This is a genomic window from Paraburkholderia sp. SIMBA_054, assembly GCF_046534875.1.
GTDB lineage: Bacteria > Pseudomonadota > Gammaproteobacteria > Burkholderiales > Burkholderiaceae > Paraburkholderia > Paraburkholderia hospita.
The window spans coordinates 245,611-268,094 of the sequence record NZ_JAWRXV010000005.1 but is presented as its reverse complement, the minus strand read 5'-3'; the positions used below and the strand labels follow the sequence as shown (position 1 = coordinate 268,094).

The 22,484-nt window shown below is 64.0% G+C and carries 20 protein-coding genes; 11 read left to right on the top strand and 9 right to left on the bottom strand.

Going from position 1 to position 22,484, the window contains the following annotated elements; all coding sequences use genetic code 11:
• Positions 1–35: 35 nt before the first annotated feature.
• On the bottom strand, positions 36–959 hold the full coding sequence (locus SB822_RS08555) for a GNAT family N-acetyltransferase (protein ID WP_410854464.1): 924 nt from the start codon (positions 957–959) through the stop codon (positions 36–38).
• Positions 960–1,336: 377 nt separating this feature from the next.
• Here SB822_RS08555 and SB822_RS08550 point away from each other — a divergent pair, with 377 nt between their 5' ends.
• The 5 genes from SB822_RS08550 (at position 1,337) to nagE (ending at position 8,730) form a co-directional block, all read left to right on the top strand.
• Positions 1,337–2,071 carry a GntR family transcriptional regulator gene (locus tag SB822_RS08550; protein WP_007579668.1) on the top strand — a complete coding sequence of 245 codons (735 nt, stop codon included), beginning with the start codon at positions 1,337–1,339 and terminating at the stop codon, positions 2,069–2,071.
• An 83-nt stretch (positions 2,072–2,154) separates the two neighbouring features.
• On the top strand, positions 2,155–3,258 hold the full coding sequence (gene nagA, locus SB822_RS08545) for an N-acetylglucosamine-6-phosphate deacetylase (RefSeq protein ID WP_410854463.1): 1,104 nt from the start codon (positions 2,155–2,157) through the stop codon (positions 3,256–3,258).
• Entirely contained in the window at positions 3,251–4,258 is a 1,008-nt protein-coding gene (locus SB822_RS08540; RefSeq protein WP_410854487.1) for an SIS domain-containing protein, read from the top strand. The genes nagA and SB822_RS08540 overlap by 8 nt, the downstream gene beginning before the upstream one ends.
• Before the next feature lie 13 nt (positions 4,259–4,271).
• On the top strand, positions 4,272–6,860 hold the full coding sequence (gene ptsP / locus SB822_RS08535; RefSeq protein WP_410854462.1) for a phosphoenolpyruvate--protein phosphotransferase: 2,589 nt from the start codon (positions 4,272–4,274) through the stop codon (positions 6,858–6,860).
• Positions 6,861–6,969: 109 nt separating this feature from the next.
• Positions 6,970–8,730: an N-acetylglucosamine-specific PTS transporter subunit IIBC gene (nagE, locus tag SB822_RS08530; protein WP_007579672.1), complete on the top strand. Its 1,761-nt coding sequence runs from the start codon at positions 6,970–6,972 to the stop codon at positions 8,728–8,730.
• A gap of 71 nt (positions 8,731–8,801) precedes the next feature.
• On the opposite strand, the gene cydX is transcribed toward nagE, so the two are convergent.
• The 5 genes from cydX to rpoH form a co-directional block, all read right to left on the bottom strand.
• Entirely contained in the window at positions 8,802–8,921 is a 120-nt protein-coding gene (gene cydX, locus SB822_RS08525; RefSeq protein ID WP_007579673.1) for a cytochrome bd-I oxidase subunit CydX, read from the bottom strand.
• Between the two features lie 26 nt (positions 8,922–8,947).
• On the bottom strand, positions 8,948–10,084 hold the full coding sequence (gene cydB / locus SB822_RS08520) for a cytochrome d ubiquinol oxidase subunit II (protein ID WP_079484212.1): 1,137 nt from the start codon (positions 10,082–10,084) through the stop codon (positions 8,948–8,950).
• Positions 10,085–10,151: 67 nt separating this feature from the next.
• Positions 10,152–11,741, bottom strand: coding sequence for a cytochrome ubiquinol oxidase subunit I (locus SB822_RS08515; protein WP_007731567.1), 1,590 nt, complete (start codon positions 11,739–11,741; stop codon positions 10,152–10,154).
• Positions 11,731–12,003 (bottom strand): cytochrome oxidase putative small subunit CydP, encoded by a 273-nt coding sequence (gene cydP, locus SB822_RS08510; protein ID WP_410854461.1) that lies wholly within the window; start codon positions 12,001–12,003, stop codon positions 11,731–11,733. The genes SB822_RS08515 and cydP overlap by 11 nt, the downstream gene beginning before the upstream one ends.
• A 314-nt stretch (positions 12,004–12,317) precedes the next feature.
• Positions 12,318–13,253, bottom strand: coding sequence for an RNA polymerase sigma factor RpoH (gene rpoH / locus SB822_RS08505; protein ID WP_007579677.1), 936 nt, complete (start codon positions 13,251–13,253; stop codon positions 12,318–12,320).
• Positions 13,254–13,602: 349 nt separating this feature from the next.
• On the opposite strand from rpoH, the gene SB822_RS08500 reads away from it, so the two are divergent.
• Both SB822_RS08500 and SB822_RS08495 read left to right on the top strand, forming a co-directional pair.
• Positions 13,603–14,166 carry an acyloxyacyl hydrolase gene (locus tag SB822_RS08500; RefSeq protein WP_410854460.1) on the top strand — a complete coding sequence of 188 codons (564 nt, stop codon included), beginning with the start codon at positions 13,603–13,605 and terminating at the stop codon, positions 14,164–14,166.
• Positions 14,167–14,211: 45 nt separating this feature from the next.
• Positions 14,212–14,595 (top strand): nuclear transport factor 2 family protein, encoded by a 384-nt coding sequence (locus tag SB822_RS08495; protein WP_079484215.1) that lies wholly within the window; start codon positions 14,212–14,214, stop codon positions 14,593–14,595.
• A gap of 154 nt (positions 14,596–14,749) precedes the next feature.
• Here the strand turns inward: SB822_RS08495 and leuA are convergent, their stop codons facing one another.
• Both leuA and ybiB read right to left on the bottom strand, forming a co-directional pair.
• Positions 14,750–16,408, bottom strand: coding sequence for a 2-isopropylmalate synthase (gene leuA / locus SB822_RS08490; RefSeq protein WP_410854459.1), 1,659 nt, complete (start codon positions 16,406–16,408; stop codon positions 14,750–14,752).
• 513 nt (positions 16,409–16,921) lie between these two features.
• Entirely contained in the window at positions 16,922–17,890 is a 969-nt protein-coding gene (gene ybiB, locus SB822_RS08485; RefSeq protein ID WP_007579681.1) for a DNA-binding protein YbiB, read from the bottom strand.
• A gap of 266 nt (positions 17,891–18,156) precedes the next feature.
• Between ybiB and SB822_RS08480 the strand changes: the two genes are divergently transcribed.
• Together SB822_RS08480 and maiA are read left to right on the top strand one after the other, a co-directional pair.
• Positions 18,157–18,855, top strand: coding sequence for a fumarylacetoacetate hydrolase family protein (locus SB822_RS08480; RefSeq protein ID WP_079498078.1), 699 nt, complete (start codon positions 18,157–18,159; stop codon positions 18,853–18,855).
• Positions 18,856–18,889: 34 nt separating this feature from the next.
• Positions 18,890–19,534, top strand: coding sequence for a maleylacetoacetate isomerase (gene maiA / locus SB822_RS08475; protein WP_007579683.1), 645 nt, complete (start codon positions 18,890–18,892; stop codon positions 19,532–19,534).
• 87 nt (positions 19,535–19,621) lie between these two features.
• Here maiA and ftsY read toward each other — a convergent pair whose 3' ends face one another.
• Positions 19,622–20,782 (bottom strand): signal recognition particle-docking protein FtsY, encoded by a 1,161-nt coding sequence (gene ftsY, locus SB822_RS08470; protein WP_410854458.1) that lies wholly within the window; start codon positions 20,780–20,782, stop codon positions 19,622–19,624.
• Between the two features lie 300 nt (positions 20,783–21,082).
• Here ftsY and rsmD point away from each other — a divergent pair, with 300 nt between their 5' ends.
• Together rsmD and coaD are read left to right on the top strand one after the other, a co-directional pair.
• Entirely contained in the window at positions 21,083–21,721 is a 639-nt protein-coding gene (gene rsmD, locus SB822_RS08465; RefSeq protein WP_007579685.1) for a 16S rRNA (guanine(966)-N(2))-methyltransferase RsmD, read from the top strand.
• A 117-nt stretch (positions 21,722–21,838) separates the two neighbouring features.
• Complete coding sequence (gene coaD, locus SB822_RS08460; RefSeq protein ID WP_410854457.1) at positions 21,839–22,348, top strand: pantetheine-phosphate adenylyltransferase; 510 nt, start codon at positions 21,839–21,841, stop codon at positions 22,346–22,348.
• Positions 22,349–22,484: the final 136 nt, after the last annotated feature.

Genomic DNA, 22,484 nt, shown 5'->3' with positions numbered 1-22,484 from the left:
TTTTGTGCGCGTAGCGAAGGCACGAGACGCAGCCGCTATAGCGCGCGCTCCCATTGTTCGATGACGAGATCGCGTCCAAAGCGCCGTTCGGGTGCCGTCGATACGAGCGTAAAGCCAGCCTGCGTAACGAGCCGCCGCGTGTCGTCGAGCGAACTCTCGCTTTCGACGGAGAGCGTACGGTAGCCCGCGCGCTTCGCGAAGCGCACGCATTCGTTGATCAGTTGCGCACCGATGCCGAGCCGCCGTACGTCCGGTTCGACATACAGCATACGCACACTCGCCTGCGTGTCGGATGCCGCCGCGACGAGCGCCGAACCGACGATCAAGCCATCCTGTTCCGCGACCCAGCAGATTTCGCGCAACGTGTCGTGACCCTGCGCGAAGCGCCCGGCCTGCTGCGCGAGCAGCGCTTCGAACGTGTGGTCCCAGCCGTGGCCGTATGCGAACAGCTGCGCCTGGCGCGACACCAGCCAACCGTATTCGCCCGCACGCGGCGCGCGCAGCGTGACGATGCTATGCCGCGGCCGCTCGTCGAGCAGGCGCTCGATCAGCTTCATCGCGTGGATCAGTTGATCCTGCGAATGCGGCGCGAGCCGCGCGAGAACGGCGCCGACCTCGTCGAGCGCGGCGGCGTCGAGCGGCTGGTACGCGGCAAGCCCCGCCTCGGTCAACGATACGAGCGACTGGCGCGCGTCGATCTCCGACGTCCGCCGCGAAATCAGGTTGCGCCGTTCGAAGCTCGACAGCAGCCGGCTCAGATAGCCGCTGTCGATGCCGAGATTGCGCGCGAGCGCCGCCGCCGTCTGGTGCTCGCTGCGCGACAGTTCGTGCATGACCCGCACCTCGGTCAGCGAATACGGGCTTTTCTGCAGATGTTCGTGCAGTGCCCCGATGTACTGCGTGTAAAAACGATTGAAATGGCGGACGGCTTCCGCCCGGACTATAGCGGGATCGTTCACCGTTTCCGCTCCCCGTATTGGCCTGTCATTCGGTTCACCAAGCTATGTTGTTTCCATCGAGTGATCGCTCGCGAATTTCGAAGTTTGCACCAGATCGTTAATAAAGAGGTATGACATTTGCGGGTTAACGCACGCAACTTGACAGACGATTCGTGAGGACCAGTTGGGCAACTGGTCTCAGATGCGGGTATGTCCTAATGCCAGCGGGCTGTCAGTTGGAAACCGCTTAATTCGCGGAATTCCTTATTGAGCAAGGGTTTGCTTGGTGTAGACCAGCTAGATACCAGCTCGTTGACTGGTATTATTGTGGTTATATAATGGGCTCCAGTTTCGCAGGCCGAGCAGTCCAGTCTCCTCACGATCCCCGACCGAGCCATATGGAAACCCGTTGGTCCGCACTGACACCTGACGCCCACAACGTCACGCCGCTGTACCTGCAGCTCGCCCGCAATCTGGCGACGGCGATCCATTGCGGCGTGTGGTCGGCGGGTGAGGCACTGCCGTCGGAGCGCTCGTTGTCCGATGCGATCGGCGTGTCGCGTATCACGGCGCGCAAGGCGATTGCGCTGCTGGTCGAGCAAGGCTTGATCCGGCGCGCGCGCGGCGCGGGCAGCTTCATCACGCCGCGCGTCGAAGATCCGCTGTCGCGTCTCACCGGCTTCACGAAGAAGATGGAGCAGCGCGGCTTCCGCCCGGATTCGATCTGGCTCGAACGCGAGGTCCGCAGCGCGACGCGCGACGAGATCGTGCATCTGGGGCTGTCGCCGGGCGCGTCCGTCGCGAGCCTGCGCCGGCTGCGCCGCGCCGACGGCATTGTGATGGCGGTCGAGCATTCGTCGCTGCCCGTGTCGATCGTGTCCGATCCGCAGGCCATCGGCGGCTCGCTCTACAGTTACCTGGAGCAGCGCGGCATGCCCGTCGTGCGCGCGCTGCAGCACTTTCGCGCCGTCAATGCGTCGAGCGAGATCGCCACACTGATGGACCTCGAACAAGGCAGCGCACTGTTGTTGATCACGCGCGTGGGCTACAGCGCGGATCAGCGTGCCATCGAACTCACCGATACCTATTGCCGGGACGACTACTACGACTTCGTCGCTGAACTGCGGCTGTGAGCTGGCGCGCTGACAGGCGCGACGGCAGACAAACGGAACCGCGAATCAGTCACGCACTGCATAACGCAACATCAGAGAGACTCATGCTGACCGGAAACATACTCACCCCTGAAGGCTGGATCCACGGCACGATCGAATCCGCAAACGGCCGCATCACGGCCATCACGGGCAACGCCGCCGATCCGTCGACCAACGACGCGCTGTACATCCTGCCCGGCTTCATCGACCTGCACGTGCATGGCGGCGGCGGCGCCGACGTGATGGAAGCGGGCAACGCGATCGAGGCGATCACGCGCACGCATGCGCGCTTCGGCACGACGAGCCTGCTCGCCACCACGATGACGGCGCCGCGCGACGAGCTGATGGCCGTCGTCGCGGGCCTCGGCGACGTCGCGAAGAACCGTGTGTCGGGCGGCGCGCGTGTGCTCGGCGTGCACCTCGAAGGACCGTACATCAACCCCGGCAAGCTCGGCGCACAGCCTGACGCGGCCGTGTCGGCTGTGCTCGACGAAGTGCTGAAGTATCTGTCGATCGCGCCCATCCGCGTCGTCACGATCGCGCCGGAAATTTCCGGCCACATGGAGATCATCTCCGAGATCAACGCGCGCGGCGTACGCGTGCAACTCGGCCACTCGCTCGGCACGTACGACGACGCAGTCGCCGCGATGAAGCACGGCGCGCGCAGCTTCACGCACCTGTTCAACGCGATGTCGCCGCTGCATCACCGCAATCCCGGGATGGTCGGCGCGGCGCTCGCGCACGCCGAGTACGCGGAAATCATTCCCGACCTGCTGCACGTTCATCCGGGCGCAATCCGCGCCGCGATGCGCGCGATTCCGCGCCTCTATGTGGTGACGGACAGCACGTCGGCGACGGGCATGCCTGACGGCGAATATCGCCTCGGCAGCCAGCACGTGACGAAGTGCCTCGGCGGCGTACGCCTTGCCGACGGCACGCTCGCAGGCAGCACGCTGACGATGGATCAGGCGCTGCGCAACCTCGTATCGCTCGGCCTGCCGATGGCCGATGTGTCAAACCGTATGTCCCGTTACGCCGCCGACTATCTCGGCCTCGAAGACCGCGGCCGTCTCGCGCGCGGCGCGTGGGCAGACATCGTCGTGTTCGATCGCGAACTGGCGTTGACGGCGACTTACGTCGAAGGAGAATCGATTGTCGAATATGCTTAAAGAGGCGCTGGCGTCCGCTGACGTGGTCGCCGCGCAACTCAACGATACGTCGCGCGTGGAAGCGCTCGCGGCCCGGCTCGCACAGGAGCCGCGTCATGTCGCGCTGACGGTGGCGCGCGGCAGCTCGGATCACGCGGCGAGTTACTTCGCCTCGCTGACGATGAGCCGCGTCGGCCTGCCCGTCGCGTCGCTGCCGATGTCCGTTGCGACCCTTCAACAAGCGCCGCTGCAGGTGCGCAACCAGCTTGCGCTCGGGTTTTCGCAATCGGGCAAGAGCCCCGATCTGGTCGGCACGATGCAGGCACTGCGCGAAGCGGGTGCGCTGACCGTGGCCGCTGTCAACGTGCCCGGCTCGCCGCTCGAAGACGCGTGCGAGTTCTATCTGCCGCTGCTTGCCGGTCCCGAACGGAGCGTCGCGGCGACCAAGAGCTATATCGCGATGCTGTCCGTGTCGGCGCAACTCGTCGCGCACTGGCAGAAGGACGAAGCGTTGCTCGACGGCCTGAAGGCGCTGCCGGACGCACTGCGCCGCGCAGGCGCGCTCGACTGGTCGAAGGCCGTCGATGAACTGCGCGACGCCGAACGCATGATCGTGATCGGCCGTGGTCTGGGCCTCGCGATCGCGCAGGAAGCGGCGTTGAAGCTCAAGGAAACGTCGGGCATCCAGGCCGAGGCGTTTTCGAGCGCCGAAGTGCGTCACGGTCCGATGGAACTGATCGACCGCGACTATCCGCTGCTCGTGTTCGCACCGCGCGGACCGGAGCAGGCAGGCCTGTTGCAGCTCGCACGCGACATGCAGGCACGTGGCGCGCGCGTGCTGCTCGCCGCACCGGACGACGTGCCCGAAGCCACCTTGCCGCTCGTATCGACGGCGCATGCCGCGCTCGATCCGATTGCCGCAATCCTTTCTTTCTATGTGATGGCTGCCGGCCTCGCCGCCGCTCGCGGACGCAATCCTGATGCGCCGCGCCATCTGATGAAAGTCACCGAAACTCATTGATCGAGAGATGCAGATGCGACGTGTCGAGGAGTCCCGTTTGAAGAGCCATTCCGAAGGCCATATTGTCCTGCTCGCGCCGATGACGGGTCCCGTCGTCCCGCTCGCGAAGGTGCCCGACCCGGTGTTTTCGGGCTGCATGTTCGGCGACGGTATCGGTATCGATCCGCTGGAAGGCAAGCTCGTTGCGCCGTGCGACGGCGTCGTGATGCATCTGGCGCGCACCGGCCATGCTGTCACGATCACGACGGCGGAAGGCGCCGAAATCCTGCTGCATATCGGTATCGACACGGTCGAACTGAACGGCAAGGGCTTCGCGCCGATGATCGAGCAGGGTGCGAGCGTGCGCACGGGCGACGTGCTGATCGAGTTCGATCAAGACGCGGTTGCGCGCAGTGCGCCGAGTCTCGTGTCGGTGATCGCGATTGCGAATTCGGATGCGTTCGAGATCGTCGAGCGCGCTGCGGCTGATGGCGTGCTCAAGGCAGGCGAGTCGCCGCTCCTGACGCTGCGCGTGCGCGACGGCGCGGCTGTGGCGGCATCGCGCGAAGCATCGAGCGTGAGCGAAGAAGCGCGCCAGACGATCGTGCTTGAACATGCTGGCGGTCTGCATGCGCGTCCGGCGGCGCGTGCGCGCGAAGCGGCGCGCGGTCTCGATGCGCGCGTCGAAGTGCGTTTCGAAGGCAAGAAGGCGGCGATTGAAAGTGTCGTCGGCTTGCTCGGCTTGGGCGCGGGGCAGGGCGCGACGGTCGAGATCGTCGGTATCGGCGCGCAGGCTGGTGCGGCCGTCGAGGCCGTGGTGCGCGAACTGACGCGCGAGGCGCACGGCGAAGCGGAAGAAAAGCCCGCGCGCCAGTTGTCGCCGGCGCCCGTTGCAACCGTGCCGAAGACGGGCGAGCCGCTCGCGCCGAACACGCTCGCGGGCGTGTGCGCGGCGCCCGGCATCGCCGTCGGCAAGCTCGTGCGCTGGGACGATGCCGACATCGATCCGCCGGAGACGACGGGCAACACGCCCGCCGCGGAAAGCCGTCAGTTGGACAAGGCGATCGCCGCCGTCGACGCCGAACTGAACACGACCGTGCGCGACGCGTCGCAACGCGGCGCGCATGGCGAAGCGGGCATTTTCGCGGTGCATCGCGTGCTGCTCGAAGACCCGACGCTGATCGACGCCGCGCGCGATCTGATCAGCCTCGGCAAGAGCGCGGGCTTTGCGTGGCGCGACGCGATCCGTGCGCAGATCGGCGTGCTGTCGAAGGTCGATGACGCGCTGCTCGCCGAACGTGCCGCCGACTTGCGCGACCTCGAAAAGCGCGTGCTGCGCGCGCTCGGTTACTCGAACGCGGCTTCGCGCTCGCTGCCCGATGAAGCCGTGCTGAGCGCGGACGAATTCACGCCGTCCGATCTGTCGTCGCTGGATCGCAAGCGTGTCACCGCGCTCGTGATGGCGCGCGGCGGCGCGACGTCGCACGCGGCGATCATCGCGCGTCAGGCGGGCATTCCCGCGCTGGTCGCGATGGGCGACGCGCTGCACGCGATCGCCGACGGCACGCAGGTCGTCGTCGACGCGACGGCGGGCCGTCTGGAATACGCGCCGAGCGCACTCGATGTCGAACGGGCGCGCAACGAGCGTGAGCGTCTGGCCGGCGTGCGCGAAGTGAATCGCCGCACGTCGCAGCAAGCCGCCGCCACCAGCGATGGCCGCGCGATCGAAGTCGCCGCCAACATCGCGACACTCGAGGACGCAACCACTGCTGTCGACAACGGCGCAGACGCCGTGGGCCTGCTGCGCACGGAGCTGTTGTTCATCCATCGCGAGGCGGCGCCGACCGTCGACGAACATCGCCAGAGCTATCAGTCGATCGTCGAGGCGCTGAAGGGCCGCACGGCCATCATCCGTACGCTCGATGTCGGCGCAGACAAGGAAGTCGATTACCTGACGCTGCCGCCCGAGCCGAACCCGGCGCTCGGCCTGCGCGGCATCCGACTCGCGCAGGTGCGCCCGGATCTGCTCGAAGACCAGTTGCGCGGCCTGCTCGCAGTTCAGCCCTTGGGCAAAGTGCGCATCCTGCTGCCGATGGTCACGGACGTGGGCGAACTCGTGCGGCTGCGCAAGCGGATCGACGAGCTTGCAGCCGAAGCGGGCCGCACCGAGAAGATTGAAGTCGGCGTGATGATCGAAGTGCCGTCGGCGGCGCTGCTCGCCGATCAACTGGCGAAGCACGCGGACTTCCTGTCGATCGGCACCAACGATCTCACGCAATACACGCTCGCCATGGACCGCTGCCAGCCGGATCTCGCCGCTCAGGCGGACGGCCTGCATCCGGCCGTGCTGCGCCTCGTTTCGGCGGCGGTGCAGGGCGCCGATAAGCACGGCAAGTGGATCGGCGTGTGCGGCGCGCTTGCGGGCGATCCGCTCGCGGTGCCGCTGCTCGTCGGCCTCGGCGTGACGGAACTGTCCGTTGACCCCGTATCCGTGCCGGGCATCAAGGCGCGCGTGCGCAAACTCGATTATCAGTTGTGCCGTCAGCGCGCCCAGGACGCTCTGGCGCTCGAATCGGCACAAGCGGTAAGAGCCCTGAGCCGCGAAATCTGGCCGCAAGACTGATGGCGCTTGCGTCGCAACCAGTCTGAAAAGCCGGATCCGTCAGCTCGACATTTCAACCAGCATGTAAAGCAATTACGCAACTACACGAGACAAAGGAGTGGAGGTATCAATGGATGGAAATCCGTTTCTGAAGATTCAGCGCCTTGGCCGCGCACTGATGCTGCCAATCGCGGTTTTGCCCGTCGCCGGCCTGTTGCTGCGCCTCGGCCAGCCCGATGTATTCAACATCAAGATGATCGCCGACGCGGGCGGCGCGATCTTCGACAACCTGCCGCTTCTGTTCGCGATCGGCGTCGCTGTCGGCTTTGCGAAGGACAATAACGGCGTTGCGGCGCTGGCGGGCGCGATCGGTTATCTGATCGAAGTGGCCGTGATGAAGGACATCAACGACAAGCTCAACATGGGCGTGCTGTCGGGGATCATCGCCGGTATCGTCGCGGGGATGCTGTACAACAAGTACAAGGACATCAAGCTTCCCGATTACCTCGCGTTCTTCGGAGGGAAACGCTTCGTGCCGATTGTCACGGGGGTGGCGTGTCTGGTGTTAGGCATCGTGTTCGGCTACGCGTGGGGGCCTGTTCAGGGCGCCATCGACGCAGCCGGCCACTGGCTGACGACGGCGGGCGCAGTCGGCGCGTTCGTGTTCGGTCTGCTGAACCGTCTGCTGCTGGTAACGGGCCTGCATCACATCCTGAACTCGCTCGCGTGGTTCGTGTTCGGCTCGTTCACGCCGCCGGGCGGCGCCGCTGTAACGGGCGATCTGCACCGCTTCTTCGCGGGCGATCCGACGGCGGGCACGTTCATGACGGGCTTCTTCCCGGTCATGATGTTCGGTCTCCCCGCAGCGTGTCTCGCGATGTTCCATGAAGCGCCGAAGGAGCGCCGCGCGATGGTCGGCGGCCTGCTGTTCTCGATGGCCCTGACGTCGTTCCTGACGGGCGTGACGGAGCCGATCGAATTCAGCTTCATGTTCCTCGCGCCTGTGCTGTACGCGATTCACGCGGTGCTGACGGGTCTGTCGCTTGCGATCTGCTCGGCGCTCGGCATCAAGCTCGGCTTCACGTTCTCGGCGGGCGCGATCGACTATGTGCTGAACTACGGCCTGTCGACGAAGGGCTGGGAAGCGATTCCCATCGGCATCGCGTATTCCATCGTCTACTACGGTCTGTTCCGCTTCTTCATCCGCAAGTTCAACATGGCGACGCCGGGCCGTGAGGCGGAAACGCCGGAAGTGGCCAATGAGTCGTACGCGTCTGCCGGTTATGTGGCACCTGTCGAAGGTGCGCCGGCAGCGTCGGGCACGCGCGCGCAGCGTTACATCGCGGCGCTGGGCGGTGCGGCGAATCTGTCGGTGGTCGATGCTTGCACGACGCGTCTGCGTCTGTCGGTGGTGGATTCGGAGAAGGTGTCGGAGAACGGTCTGAAGTCGATCGGCGCGCGCGGCGTGTTGAATCGCGGCGGCGGCAACGTGCAGGTGATCATCGGACCGGAAGCGGACATGATCGCCGATGAAATCCGTACGACGATCGCGAGCGGCGGCGCGGTGGCGGCTGTTTCGCCTGCTGCTGTGTCGGCCAAGCCGGCTGCTGCCGCTGCGGCTCCGGCTGCTGCGACGGGCAACGGCCCGCTCGATCCGGACCCGCTGCGTTGGCTTGCTGTGTTCGGCGGCGCGACCAATGTCGCTTCGCTCGAAGCCGTCGCGGCGACGCGTCTGCGTATCGTCGTGCGCGATCCGTCGGCCGTCGATCGCCAGCGTCTCGACACGCTGAGCGTTGCGTGGGTGTCGACGGATACGTTCCACATCGTCGTTGGCGAAGATGCGCAGCGTTACGCGCAGCAACTGTCGACGCGCCTGACGGCAACGGCCTGACGTTCGTCCTGGCCTGAGCTTTTGGCAAATGAAATCGGCGCCCCTCGGGGCGCCGATTTTCGTTTACCCGCTTAACGTTGGTCCGGGTCGGCGTCAGGCTCGACGGCATTGTTCGCTTCGAGCCACATCACGTTGATGATGCCGAGCGCGAGCGCAAGTCCAATACCGAGAATCCAGCTGAAATACCACATGGTTCGCTCCTCTTGCGCGCGGCGTGTCAGTACATCGAATGATGGTTCTGTTCGATCATGTCGGCGGTCACTTTGCCGCGCATCACGCGATACACCCAGCTCGTGTAGATGAGTATCAGCGGCAGAAAGATGATTACCGCGATCAGCATGATCTGCAGCGTCATCCGGCTCGACGTCGAATCCCAGACGGTGAGGCTGCTGCGTCCATCGAGCGACGACGGCATGATGAACGGAAACATCGAAAAGCCCGCTGTCAGGATCACGCCGATCACCATCAGCGACGTCGATAGAAAGGCGCTGCGCTCGAAACGCGAACTCGCCAGCAGGAGCGCGAGCACGCCGCCGACGACGCCCGCGACAGGCGCGGCGACCATCCACGGATACGTCGCGTAGTTGGTGAGCCACAGCCCCGGCGCGCCGATCACGTTTTTCAGCAGCGGATTCGCGACGGTATCGAATGGCGCGGGTTCGGTGATCTGATAGCCGCCGACCAGCGTCGCGACCAGCACGCCGCCGATCAGAAACAGCGCGACCGCGACCAGCGACGCAATGCGCAGCGCAATCGATGCGCGCCGCGCGACGACGCCATCCGCCTTCATCTTGACGAACGCCGCGCCGTGCGCGGCCAGCATCGACACGCTCAAAACGCCGCAAAGCAAGGCGAACGGATTGAGCAACTCGAAGAAGCTGCCTTGATAGGTGACACGCAGATCCTGATCGAACTGGAACGGCACGCCTTGCAGCAGGTTGCCGAACGCGACGCCGAACACCAGCGCCGGCACGAAGCCGCCGACGAACAGCGCCCAGTCCCACGCGGTGCGCCAGCGCGGATCATCGCGCTTGCCGCGATAGTCGAAGCCGACTGGGCGAAAGAACAGCGCGAACAGCACGAGCAGCATCGCGAAGTAAAAGCCCGAGAACGATGCGGCATACACCAGCGGCCACGCGGCGAACATCGCGCCGCCCGCGGTGATCAGCCAGACCTGGTTGCCTTCCCACGTCGCGCCGACCGTGTTCACGACGATGCGCCGCTCCGCGTTCGTCTTGCCGATGAACGGCAGCAGGATCGCTGCGCCCATGTCGAAGCCGTCGGTGAGCGCGAAGCCGATCAGCAGCACGCCGATGAGCACCCACCAGATCACTTTGAGGGTTGCGTAATCCATAGCGATGTTTCCTCGTGTTTTCCTGCGACGGCAAGGGTGTCACTGTCGATATCGCGGTCGATGCCGCTCATGCCGCCGTATTCGCGCCGACCGCCGGCTTCGCGGTCTGCTCGTGGTGGTATCGCCCTGTATGCAGCGACGAAGGCCCAAGCCGCGCGTACTTGAACATCAACGTGATCTCGATGATGAAAAGCGCGGTGTAGAACACGACGAAGCCCGCGAGGCTCAGATACAGATCGCCCGCCGTCAGGCTCGACGCCGATAGCGACGTCGGCAGAATGCCCGCGATGGTCCACGGCTGGCGCCCGACTTCCGCGACGATCCAGCCGAACTCCGCCGCGAGCCACGGCAGCGGAATCGCCCACACGGCCCAGCGCAGGAACCAGCGCCGGTTGTCACGCAGCAGCGAGCGTTGCGCGCAGAAGAAGAACGCGAGCACGAACGTCGTGAGGAACAGGATGCCGAGGCCGACCATCAGCCGGAACGACCAGAACACGGGCAGAACGGGCGGCACGGTTTTCTTTGCGGCCTGTTTGATCTGCTCGGCGGAGGCGTCGGTGACGTTCGGCGTGAACTGCTTGAGCAACAGGCCGTAGCCGAGGTCCTGCTTGTGCTGGTCGAAGGCAGCATGCGTTGCGTCGCTGGCGTCGCCTTGCTTGATCTTTTGCAGCGCGTCGTACGCGAGCATGCCGTTGCGGATGCGCGTCTCGTTGCGCGCCATCAGTTCTTTCAGACCAATGACAGGCTCGTCGAGCGAACGCGTCGCGATGATGCCGAGCGCGTACGGCACCCGCAACGCGTAGTCGGTGCGCTCCGCCTGCTGGTTCGGAATGCCGACAATCGTGAATGGCGCGGGCGGCGGCGCGGTTTCCCATTCGGACTCGATCGCGGCGAGCTTCATCCGCTGCACTTCGCCCGTGGTGTAGCCCGATTCGTCGCCGAGCACGATCACGCATAACGTGGACGCCAGCCCGAAGCCGGCCGCGACGGCGAACGAGCGCACCGCGAAGTCGATGTCGCGGCGCTTGAGCAGATACCACGACGACAGCCCGAGCACGAACATCGACGCCGTCACATAGCCCGCCGACACCGTATGCACGAACTTCACCTGCGCGACGGGATTGAAGATCACGGCGAACAGGCTCGACAGCTCCATGCGCATCGTTTCGTAGTTGAACTCCGCGCCGACCGGGTTGTTCATCCAGCCGTTCGCGATCAGGATCCACAGCGCGGACAGGTTCGAGCCGAGCGCGACGAGAAACGTGACCATCAGATGCTGGATGCGCGACAGCCGGTTCCAGCCGAAGAAAAACAGCCCGACGAAAGTCGATTCCAGAAAGAACGCCATCAGCCCTTCGACGGCCAGCGGCACGCCGAAAATATCGCCGACATAGTGCGAGTAATACGACCAGTTGGTGCCGAACTGAAACTCCAGCGTCAGACCTGTGGTGACGCCCATCGCGAAGTTGATGCCGAACAGCTTGCCCCAGAACTGCGTCATGTCCTTGTAGATCGGCTTGCCCGTCATCACGTAGACGCTTTCCATGATGACGAGCAGCCACGACAGCCCGAGCGTCAGCGGCACGAATAGAAAGTGATACAGCGCCGTGACGGCGAATTGCAGGCGAGAGAGATCGACGACGTCGCTAGCGGGCATGGTTGACACCTTGAGTCGAAGGCGGCGGTGGGACGGATGCGGGCACCGACAGCAGCGCCTGGGCGACCTGCGCAGGTGGCAGCGACATGTTCTGCGCCTGCGGGTGATTGAAGAACGCGAACTTGAGTGCGAACAGAAGCGCGAATTTGATCGCGAGCACGATCAGGATGTCGCGGGCGAAGGTCGGGCCGCGAGCCCACGCGACGATGCGGCTGGCGAGCGTGCGGCGGGTGGCATTCCTGTGATTGAGCGTTATGGCCATGTTTTATGGGCAACGACATCGCGCCGGTTGACCCGGCAGGACACAGTGCGCATCACTCGCGGCACTGGCGCATGCACAACCATTGTAGGAATGGGCTGACGGACGGGCCCGCGTCATCGTGTCGCGAGGTGGCCGGTCCCTATCACTAATAAGTCACGTTCTGCGCGAGGTCAAGGCAATGTCTCGACATTGACGCGAATTGACGCAATATTTGACGACGCGCAAGAAAAAGCCCCGCCTTCTTGCGAAGAGCGGGGCTCTGTTTCGAAACGGGTGCGGCCGGTAACCGGCGTGCGCCCGCTGCTTCTCTGAGGTTACGCGTACTCGGCCAGCGCGGTGCGCATTTTCTTCATCGCGCTTGCTTCGATCTGGCGAATCCGCTCCGCCGATACGCCGAACTCGTCGGCCAGTTCATGCAGCGTCGAGCCGCCCGAACCGTCGTCTTCGACCTGCAGCCAGCGTGCTTCGATGATGCGGCGGCTGCGCGGATCGAGCGACTCCAGCGCGCTCGCGATACCGTCGCTATGCAGACGGTCACGCTGACGCGCGGCCAGCACGGCTGTAGGCTCACTGTGCGAATCGGCCAGATAGGCGATCGGGGCGAACGCTTCTTCGCCGTCTTCGACCTGGCCTTCGAGCGCGATATCGCCGCCCGACAGCCGTGTTTCCATCTCGGCCACTTCCTCGCGCTTCACGTTCAGCTCTTTCGCCAGGCCCTCGATCTCGTCCGGCGTGAACGACTGCAAGCCTTGCTTGTGGCTGCGCAGGTTGAAGAACAGCTTGCGTTGCGCCTTGGTCGTCGCCACTTTCACCATGCGCCAGTTGCGCAGGATGTACTCGTGGATTTCGGCCTTGATCCAATGCATTGCATAGGACACGAGGCGCACGTTCTGCGTCGGGTCGAACCGCTTCACGGCCTTCATCAGGCCGATGTTGCCTTCCTGGATCAGGTCGGCGTGCGGCAGACCATACCCGAGGTAATTGCGCGCGATCGACACGACCAGTCGCAGATGCGACAAGACGAGCTTGCGCGCCGAGCCGAGATCGTTCTGCTCGCGGAACTCGGTGGCGTACTGGCGCTCTTCTGCCGGCGTCAGCATCGGAATCCGGTTCACGGCCTGGATGTAGGCGTCGATATTGCCCAGCTGGCCGGGCAGAAGAGAAGCGTGCGAGAGCGCCAGTGCACCTGCCGGAGCGGCCTTAGCCGACGACTGGCTCAAAGTACTCGGAAGGGTCAATGTGTTGCTCACGTAGCAAACTCCTTTATTCAGACAAATGTCCGCCAAAGCGGACCACGATGGATGTTAGCACTCTCATTTACCGAGTGCTAATACTTAGAAGCCATAGGGGCATGCAAGTTCCCTCTTTCCTATCGAAAATGCACGTTCAATAGCATCGTACCTCATCTGCGGGTTTGGCACCGAACGCTTAGCATTCCTCGGCTGCGGCATGATTCTGAAATCGTCGGTAAGATTTTTTCGAAAACAGAAGCAGTTATTTGTGAGTTTTCAGTTGTTATTAAGGGTCCGATAGTTGCTGCGGTCTCTAGAATGTCGCTGCACGATGTCCCTGCTAAACCTCGTATTCGGTGGACGTACGATGGAAAAAAAGAACAACCCCTCGTCGAATCTGGCACTCAAATTTGCCGTCGCTGCCGCGCTTTTCGGCGTATCGGGTCTGGCTTCGGCGGACCAGTTCGGCGTTCAGATCGCGGGCGGTCTCGCCGAGCACCACGTTCGAAAGCTCGACCTTGGCTTCGTCTGGGACCCTAATCTGACCTGGTGGGAAATCGGCGACTGGCATTTCGCGCTGATCGGCGAGGCGCACGCCGCGTGGTGGCATACGGACGAAGGCAACGATCACGACAATATCGGTGAATTCGGCGTGACGCCGGTCGTGCGGTTCATCAAGGGCTCGGGCGCGATCCGTCCGTTCATCGAGGCGGGCATTGGTGTACGGGTTTTGACCCATCCGCGCATCGCGTCGAGTTACACGCTCAGTTCCGCGTTCCAGTTCGCCGACATGGTGGGCGTCGGCGCGCAATTCGGCTCGCATCAGCAGTACCAATTTGGCTACCGCTTTCAGCACATCTCCAATGCAAGTATCAAAGAGCCGAATCCTGGTATAAATTTCCAGCAGATTTACGTGCAGTACAACTTCTGACGACCGCTGCCGCTGTCGGCGCCGTCGTCGATAGGGGCGAACGCGATGCCGGCAAAAGTGATTGAAGCGATTCGCGGGCTGGAGCGCGATCGCTTTCGCGCGATGGTGGAAGGAAACGGACAGCAGCTCGACGCGCTGCTGTCGGACAACGTCATTTACGTCCACACGAACGGCAAGCGCGAGTCGAAGCAGCAGTTCATCGACGCCATCACGGCCGGGCGCCGCCGCTATCGCCAGATCGAGGTGCAGTCGCAGGACGTGATGCCTGTCGGACGCGAGACTTGTGTCGTCACGGGGCGCGCGCTGATCGAGATGGAAGCGAATAGCGGCGCGCTGCTCTTTCCGATCGCCTACATGGCGATTCAGGCGCAGGAAGACGGCAAGTGGCAGCTGATCGCGTGGCAGGCGACGCGTTGCGCAATCGAGTGACGCGGATCGCACCATCACTCTTTTCCTGACGGAGGCCACTTTGTGAGCGGTCCGTGCGCGCCGGCGACGGTTGAATCGCCGGCGTTTGCGCTTCTGCGGTCTTGCCTGTTCGTTTTCGCCTTGCCTCGGTTTGCTGTTACGTTACTTCTTGCCGTTACGCCGCGACGCGCCGGTCGGCAGCCGCCCAACCCGCGCGATTGACGCCGCTGACGACGGCATCGACGACGGCCGTCATTTCGTCCTCCGCTACGCCTATGCCATGACGCATCGGCTGCTCGCCCACGCGGCTGGCGACGAACACGATCGTGCGGCCGTCCGTGGTGCGCGCCGTCTCGAACGATGTAATTTCGATGGTTTGCTTCGAAGCCGCCGCCATTTCCTGCGCGACCGCCTTCGCATACGCCTCATGACCGTCGACGCTCGCCGCCGCCGTCGCGGGCACGGCGATCTCGCGCTTGTTCCAGCGCACCGTCGATCCGCTGACGCGCTGTGCCGGACCGTCCGCCTCGAAGTATTCGCGGGCAAAGAGCGCGCAGATCGCGTCGCCCGTCACTTCCTCGCCTGACTGATCCGCCACCGTCTGCACCGCGTGGCTGAATTCGATTTGTACGCGCCGCGGCAACACGAAGCCCATGCCGCGCTCGACCAGATACGTCGCGCCGCCTTTGCCGGACTGGCTGTTTACGCGGATCACGGCGTCGTAGCTGCGGCCGACGTCGGCGGGATCGATGGGCAGATACGGCACTTCCCAGACGGCATCGGGCTGTTGCTGCGCGAAGCCCTTGCGGATCGCGTCCTGATGCGAGCCGGAGAACGCCGTGTAGACGAGATCGCCCGCATACGGATGACGCGGGTGGACGGGAATCTGGTTGCAGCGCTCGACCACGCGGCGCACGGCATCGATGTCCGAGAAATCGAGGCCGGGGTCGATGCCCTGCGTGTAGAGGTTCATCGCGAGCGTCACGATATCGACGTTGCCCGTGCGTTCGCCGTTGCCGAACAGACACCCTTCGATGCGGTCCGCGCCCGCCATCAACGCGAGTTCGGCTGCGGCGACGGCCGTGCCGCGGTCGTTATGCGGATGCACCGACAACACGATGCTGTCGCGATAGCCGAGATTGCGGTCCATCCACTCGATCTGGTCGGCGTACACGTTCGGCGTCGCGGCTTCGACGGTGGCGGGCAGGTTGACGATCATCTTGTGATCGCGCGTCGGGCGCCACGTCTGCGCGACGGCGTCGCAGACTTCGCGCGCGAACGGCAACTCCGTCATGCTGAAGGTTTCGGGCGAATACTGGTAGGTCCAGTGCGTCTGCGGGCGGGCGTCGGCGTGCTCGCGAATGATCCGCGTGCCTTCGACGGCCAGCGCCTTCACCTCTTCCTGCGACAGCCCGAACACGATCTTGCGGAACGACGGCGCGATCGCGTTGTACAGATGGACGATCGCGCGCGGCACGCCTTCGAGCGCCTCGAACGTGCGCGTGATCAGGTCGGCGCGCGACTGCACGAGCACTTCGATCGTCACGTCGTCGGGAATGCGTTTTTCGTCGATCAGCTTGCGGACGAAATCGAAGTCGGTTTGCGACGCCGACGGAAAACCGACTTCGATCTCCTTGAAACCGATCGCGACGAGCATCTCGAAGAACTCTGTCTTCTGCTCGATGCTCATCGGTTCGATCAGCGACTGGTTGCCGTCGCGCAGATCGGTGCTCATCCAGATCGGCGCGCGCTCGATCGTGCGGGTGGGCCACTTGCGGCCGGTCAAACGGACGGTGGGGAAGGGGCGGTACTTCTCGGCAGGGTTGCGCAACATGTTGAGGCCTCGTTCGATTCGTCTAGTCGTGTGCTGGGTGAGGTGGCGTCGAGCGGCTGGCGGGCTGCCACAGATGCACGTCCCGCAAGCCGGGCGCTAGCGGGAGCAACGAACGGGCGCGAACAAACAGCGTCGTCTGAACGACGACGAAGGCAACGATCGGAAAGGAAGCCCATGCAACGTGCATTTGACCCTCGCGATTCGTCCGAGTGGTAAACGGACGAATACGGACGACTACAGGTTATGAAGGAACTACGGACTGGGGTGAAACAGGAACTGCTTTTGAGGACCGCCGCGAGCCGCTGTGGCGACTGCGTGCGGCGCTACGCCTTGCTTACGCTAGACGTAGCGATAGGGGCCGCGCTAGGCGGCCGAGGGTAATTCGGAGGGTGTTCGGAATGGAACGCATTTTTACAAGATAAGCGAGGCGGCGGGGGGCTGTCAACCCACCATTCGCTGCGATGCGTTCCTGGGAGCGTTCGCCGAGGCGAGCGGGAAGGCCGTCAGCCCTTGTCAGGCGGCCTTCCGCGCGATGTCGACAATCAGTTCGACCTGCCGCGTGATCGCAGCCGGCACGGGCGCTTCGCCGTCCAGCACAGCGGCGATCCACGCAGCCGTGGTCGGCGCATCGCGGCCTTCGGGCAAGTCGACCTCGGGCGCATCGGGCGACGAGCGCTCGGCCGAGACGCGTGTCTCGCAGATGCCGTCATGCAGCCAATCGATCTGCACCTGGCGGCGTGTATCGGCGACGGCCTCGCCTTCGGTACCGCGCGCGAGCAGCGCGCCGCCGACAGCCATATCGGGATGCGAGACGAACAACTGCGTCAGGCTCTCGCGATACGGCGGGTGCGTGTAGTTCACGAGCCGCAGGCCCGCGGGCGCGAAGGGCTGAAGAATCTTCACGAGCGTGTGCGTCGAATTGCGCACGCCCATCCGCCGACGCAGGGACAGCAGCCGCGCCAGCTTCGGCGCGAGTGTGCCGATGGGGGCGAACGCGATCCGCTGGTTTGCGAGGCTCGTTTCAATAGCCGCGTGCGTCTGCGCGGACGCGAGGTTCAGATGCGCAAAGATTTCGGCGCTCGTCACGCGGCCGGGGTCTTCCGTCACGCCGTGCACCAGCACGGGCACGCCTTCGCGCGCGAGCAGCAGCGCCAGCAGCGGCACGAGATTCGGCTGCTTGCGCGCGCCGTTGTAGCTCGGAATCGACACGGCCTGATACGCACCGTGCTTCACGTTGACGGGCGCGAACGAAGCGTGGGCGGCGGCGAGCATCGCTGCCAGCTCGTCGGCGGATTCGCCTTTCACACGGTACGCCAACAGGATCGCGCCCAGTTCCAGGTCGGAGACGCGGCCGTCGAGCATCGCGCTGTACAGCGCGTGCGTGTCCTCCGGCGTGAGCGCGCGCGCGCCGTTGGGGCCGCGGCCGATTTCCTTGATGAATCGGGCGCAGGGAAAGGGAGTGGTGTCGGTGAGATCGGTCATCGGGCAAATCGGTATGTGGGGGACGGCGGGCAACGACGCTTTGCACGCGCCGCGAGCGCTGCTACGGCGCGCTACGTTTTCCTTTCGAGTATCGCACGCCGGGTGCGCCTGCAGAATGCGAGCAAATTCATGGCCTGCCATGAACCTTACGGGAGGGCTTCAGCGCGCGCCACCTGGCCGTTCGGCCAGGCTACGCGCGAATCGGCGGCGCGTTACACTCAATGCTTCGCCGCGTCGGAGCGGCTCAATAGAAGACGGAGAACGGAATGGGTTACGTGTTTGCGCCAGCGCCGGTGACGGCAGTGCCAGTCGTCGGATCGGACGATCAATTCGCGGTGCGCCGCATTTACTGCGTCGGTCGCAATTACGAGGCGCACGCACGCGAAATGGGCCATGATCCCGATCGCGAACCGCCGTTCTTCTTCGCCAAGCCCGCCGACGCCGTGCTGTATGTCGCGCCGGGCACAACGGGCGAATTTCCGTATCCCGCGCAGTCGAAGAACGTGCACTTCGAGATGGAACTCGTCGCGGCAATCGGCAAGGCAGGCAAGAACATCTCGGCGGACAACGCGCTTGATCACGTCTACGGCTACGCGCTCGGTCTCGACATGACGCGCCGCGACCTGCAGGCGGAAGCGAAAAAGCTGGGCCGTCCGTGGGACACGGCAAAGGGCTTCGACCATTCGGCGCCGCTCGGCCCGATCCATCCCGTTTCGAAAGTCGGTCACGTCGGCAAGGGCGCGATCTGGCTCACCGTCAACGGCGAGGAAAAGCAGCGTTCGGACGTGTCGCAACTGATCTGGTCCGTCGCCGAGACGATCGCGTATCTGTCGACGCTCTTTGAACTGCAACCAGGCGACCTGATTTTCACGGGCACGCCGGAAGGTGTCGGCGCGATCGTTCAAGGCGATCTGATGAAGGGTGGCGTGGACGGGCTGGGCGAGTTCAGCGTGCGCGTCGTCTGATATCGCCAGCGCCATTCAGGGGGAGTACAAGACAATGAAGCTGTACAGCTACTTTCGCAGTTCGGCGTCGTATCGCGTGCGCATCGCGCTGAACCTGAAGAACCTGCCGTACGAGTACCTGCCCGTGCATCTGTTGCGCGACGGCGGCGAGCAGTTCAAGCCCGAGTACCGCGAACTCAATCACGATGCCATCGTTCCCACGCTGGTAGACGGCGACCACGTGATCACGCAGTCGCTCGCGATCATCGAGTATCTTGAAGAGACGCATCCCGAGCCGCCGCTGCTGCCGTCGAAGCCCGTCGATCGCGCGTATGTCCGCTCGATCGTTCAGCAGCTCGCGTGTGAAATTCATCCGTTGAACAATCTGCGCGTGCTGAAGTATCTGAAGCGCACCGTGGGCGTGAACGACGAGGTGAAGGACGCGTGGTATCGCCACTGGATCAGCTCGGGCTTTGCCGCACTCGAAGAATATCTCGTCGCGGACGGCCGCGCGGGCAAGCTGTGCTTCGGCGATACGCCCACCATCGCCGATATCTGTCTCGTCCCGCAGGTGTTCAACGCGAACCGCTTCAATGTCGATATGAGTCCGTATCCGACCATCCGGCGCATCTGCGAGCACGCGAACACGCTCGATGCGTTCGCGCGCGCGGAACCCGGCGTGCAGCCTGATGCCGAGTGAAGCTCTGAAGCAATGAAAAAAGGGCGTCATGCGAATGCATGACGCCCTTTGTATTTCAACCGCTGCCAGCCCTAAAAGCACAAGACATCAACCCAGCAACGCATCCGAAAACTCTTCGGCGCTGAACGGCTGCAAGTCTTCGACCTTCTCGCCGACGCCGATAAAGTACACCGGCACGGGACGTTGCCGCGCGATCGCCGCGAGAATGCCGCCCTTCGCCGTGCCGTCGAGCTTCGTCACGATCAGGCCAGTCAGGCCGAGCGCATCGTCGAAAGCCTTCACTTGCGCGAGCGCGTTCTGACCGGTGTTGGCATCGATGACGAGCAGCACCTCATGCGGCGCGCCGTCCATCGCCTTGCCGACTACGCGCTTCACCTTGCGCAGTTCTTCCATCAGATGAAGCTGCGTCGGCAGGCGGCCGGCCGTGTCTGCCATCACCACGTTGATCTTGCGGGCGCGTGCGGCGCCGACGGCATCGAAAATCACCGCGGCGGGATCGCCGCTTTCCTGCTGCACGACCGTCACGTTGTTGCGCTGGCCCCAGATCGCGAGCTGTTCGCGCGCGGCGGCGCGGAACGTGTCGCCCGCAGCGAGCAGCACCGACTGGTTGAAGTGCTGCATATGCTTCGCGAGCTTGCCGATGCTCGTGGTTTTGCCGGCGCCGTTGACGCCCGCAATCATCATCACGGTCGGCTGGTAATGGCCGAGCGTCAGCGACTTTTCCAGTGGTTTCAGCAGATCGACCAGCAGCGTGCGCAGCGCGCCCTTGACCTGCTGCGGATCGGTGAGGCGTTCGGCGCGCACTTTCTCGCGCAGTGCTTCGAGCAGAAACTCGGTCGCGTCGACGCCCGCGTCGGACATCAGCAGCGCCGTTTCCAGTTCTTCGTACAGGTCTTCGTCGATCTTCGCGCCGACGAAGATGCCCGTGATGCTCGAACTGGTCTTCGACAGGCCGCTGCGAAGGCGCGTGAGCCACGAACGCTTTTCGGCTGCTTCCGGCACCGGCGGCGGGACGATTTCGGCGGCTTCGTCGTCCGAATCTTCGAAGTCGGCGGCGTCAGGGACGTAATTGGGATCGAATTCAGGCGCATCAGCCGAGTCCGGGACGGCTTGCGAGCGCGCGGCCGCGGGCGCTTCCGGCTCAGCCACGTCCTGCATGTCGACGTCGGCGCCGGAATCGGCCTGCGGCGTTTCAGGCGTGTCGTCGGGCGCCTTGGAACCCTTGAATCGTTTGAAAAAGCTGAACATGGTCTGGACTGGAGTGAGATTGCGCCGGATTCCTGCTTTGGCCCGGCAACGCGTGGCGACGAACGGCGGCGAGCCACGCGACAGTTCGGCGGCGTTCGCATGGCAGCGAATTATGCGAAGCGCTGGAAGCCGCACATTTTATCAGGCGCGTCAGGCGGCGTCGTGAGCGCCGGCACGAGTGCACCGCCGTAGTGAACTTTGGCGAAGGCGGCTGCGCGCGTGTGGTAACGTTGGCGCTCCGGCCCCCCGATCGAGGTACTTATCGACGATCGGCGGGCGCACGCTCAACACACGAATCGCATGTCCCGTACTTCCCCCTCACGCGCAAAAACCGGTGCAAAAAACGGCGCAAAAAGCGCGCCTTCCGGCCGTGGCCAGCCGCACACTATCCGCATTATCGGCGGCGACTGGAAGCGTACGCCGCTACCCGTGATCGATCTCGACGGCCTGCGGCCGACACCCGATCGCGTCCGCGAAACGCTGTTCAACTGGCTCGGCCAGCGGCTCGACGGCCAGCGCTGTCTCGATCTTTTCGCCGGCAGCGGCGCGCTTGGCTTCGAGGCCGCGTCGCGCGGCGCGGCGCGCGTGCTGATGGTCGAGCGCAATGCGCGCGCGGCGGCGCAACTGCGGGCAAATCAGGCCAAGCTGGCGGCAGGCGCAATCGAAGTTGCCGAAGCCGATGGGTTACGTCTCGCCGCGAGCCTCGCGCCCGGCTCGTTCGACGTCGTGTTCCTCGATCCGCCGTTCGGCGATGATCTGCTCGACCGCGCGCTCGAACTGGCGGCGCCGCTGATCAGCGCGGATGGCTTCCTGTATGTCGAATCCGGCGAATCGCTCGATGCCGCCGGACATGCGGCGTTGGAAGGCTGGTCCGTGGTACGGCAGGGCAAGGCAGGCGCTGTCCACTTTCATTTGCTGCAGCGCGAAAATGAGGAATAATGCGCGTTCCATAACAAGCGCCGGGCGGCTTGCCGTTACGCGCGCGGTATCGTCGTCAGACGAGTCCTGCGGGGCGTGTTCCGGCACGCCTTCTAGTCTGTAGAGAGGAGAAATCCCATGGTTGTCGCCGTGTATCCGGGTACGTTCGATCCGCTCACGCGCGGTCACGAAGACCTCGTGCGTCGCGCATCGAGCATTTTCGACACGCTGGTGGTGGGCGTAGCGGATAGCCGCAACAAGCGGCCATTCTTTAACCTCGAAGAGCGGCTCGAGATCGCGAACGAAGTGCTAGGCCACTATCCGAACGTTCAGGTGATGAGCTTCAAGGGGCTATTGAAGGATTTCGTCCGCGTCAACAACGCGCGCGTGATCGTGCGCGGACTGCGCGCCGTGTCGGACTTCGAGTACGAGTTTCAGATGGCGGGCATGAACCGCTATCTGCTGCCCGACGTCGAGACCATGTTCATGACGCCGTCGGACCAATATCAGTTCATCTCGGGCACGATCGTCCGCGAAATTGCGCAACTCGGTGGGGACGTAAGCAAGTTCGTGTTCCCGTCCGTCGAAAAGCGGCTGCAGGACAAGGTCGTCGTGCTAGAAGAGGCACGAGCCGCCGCCAAGCCGTGATCCGGGCCGCGCCTGACGGCGTAGCGCGTGCGTTGTCCGCGATAACCGGACGCTCAGCGTGGTCTGTCCGTCAGGCGTAAAATTGCGGATTACGGAACGTTAGCTGGCGTGCAGAGCACGCGTGCCGGCATGAAGT

Excerpts from the sequence above, each read along its gene's own strand:
- ptsP (WP_410854462.1), top strand. The coding sequence starts at position 4,272 with ATGCGACGTGTCGAGGAGTCCCGTTTGAAGAGCCATTCCGAAGGCCAT.
- rsmD (WP_007579685.1), top strand. The coding sequence starts at position 21,083 with ATGTCCCGTACTTCCCCCTCACGCGCAAAAACCGGTGCAAAAAACGGC.
- cydB (WP_079484212.1), bottom strand. The coding sequence starts at position 10,084 with ATGGATTACGCAACCCTCAAAGTGATCTGGTGGGTGCTCATCGGCGTG.
- leuA (WP_410854459.1), bottom strand. The coding sequence starts at position 16,408 with ATGTTGCGCAACCCTGCCGAGAAGTACCGCCCCTTCCCCACCGTCCGT.
- cydX (WP_007579673.1), bottom strand. The coding sequence starts at position 8,921 with ATGTGGTATTTCAGCTGGATTCTCGGTATTGGACTTGCGCTCGCGCTC.
- ybiB (WP_007579681.1), bottom strand. The coding sequence starts at position 17,890 with ATGACCGATCTCACCGACACCACTCCCTTTCCCTGCGCCCGATTCATC.
- nagA (WP_410854463.1), top strand. The coding sequence starts at position 2,155 with ATGCTGACCGGAAACATACTCACCCCTGAAGGCTGGATCCACGGCACG.
- maiA (WP_007579683.1), top strand. The coding sequence starts at position 18,890 with ATGAAGCTGTACAGCTACTTTCGCAGTTCGGCGTCGTATCGCGTGCGC.
- SB822_RS08495 (WP_079484215.1), top strand. The coding sequence starts at position 14,212 with ATGCCGGCAAAAGTGATTGAAGCGATTCGCGGGCTGGAGCGCGATCGC.
- ftsY (WP_410854458.1), bottom strand. The coding sequence starts at position 20,782 with ATGTTCAGCTTTTTCAAACGATTCAAGGGTTCCAAGGCGCCCGACGAC.
- SB822_RS08540 (WP_410854487.1), top strand. The coding sequence starts at position 3,251 with ATGCTTAAAGAGGCGCTGGCGTCCGCTGACGTGGTCGCCGCGCAACTC.
- nagE (WP_007579672.1), top strand. The coding sequence starts at position 6,970 with ATGGATGGAAATCCGTTTCTGAAGATTCAGCGCCTTGGCCGCGCACTG.
- SB822_RS08515 (WP_007731567.1), bottom strand. The coding sequence starts at position 11,741 with ATGCCCGCTAGCGACGTCGTCGATCTCTCTCGCCTGCAATTCGCCGTC.
- SB822_RS08480 (WP_079498078.1), top strand. The coding sequence starts at position 18,157 with ATGGGTTACGTGTTTGCGCCAGCGCCGGTGACGGCAGTGCCAGTCGTC.
- cydP (WP_410854461.1), bottom strand. The coding sequence starts at position 12,003 with ATGGCCATAACGCTCAATCACAGGAATGCCACCCGCCGCACGCTCGCC.
- coaD (WP_410854457.1), top strand. The coding sequence starts at position 21,839 with ATGGTTGTCGCCGTGTATCCGGGTACGTTCGATCCGCTCACGCGCGGT.
- SB822_RS08550 (WP_007579668.1), top strand. The coding sequence starts at position 1,337 with ATGGAAACCCGTTGGTCCGCACTGACACCTGACGCCCACAACGTCACG.
- SB822_RS08500 (WP_410854460.1), top strand. The coding sequence starts at position 13,603 with ATGGAAAAAAAGAACAACCCCTCGTCGAATCTGGCACTCAAATTTGCC.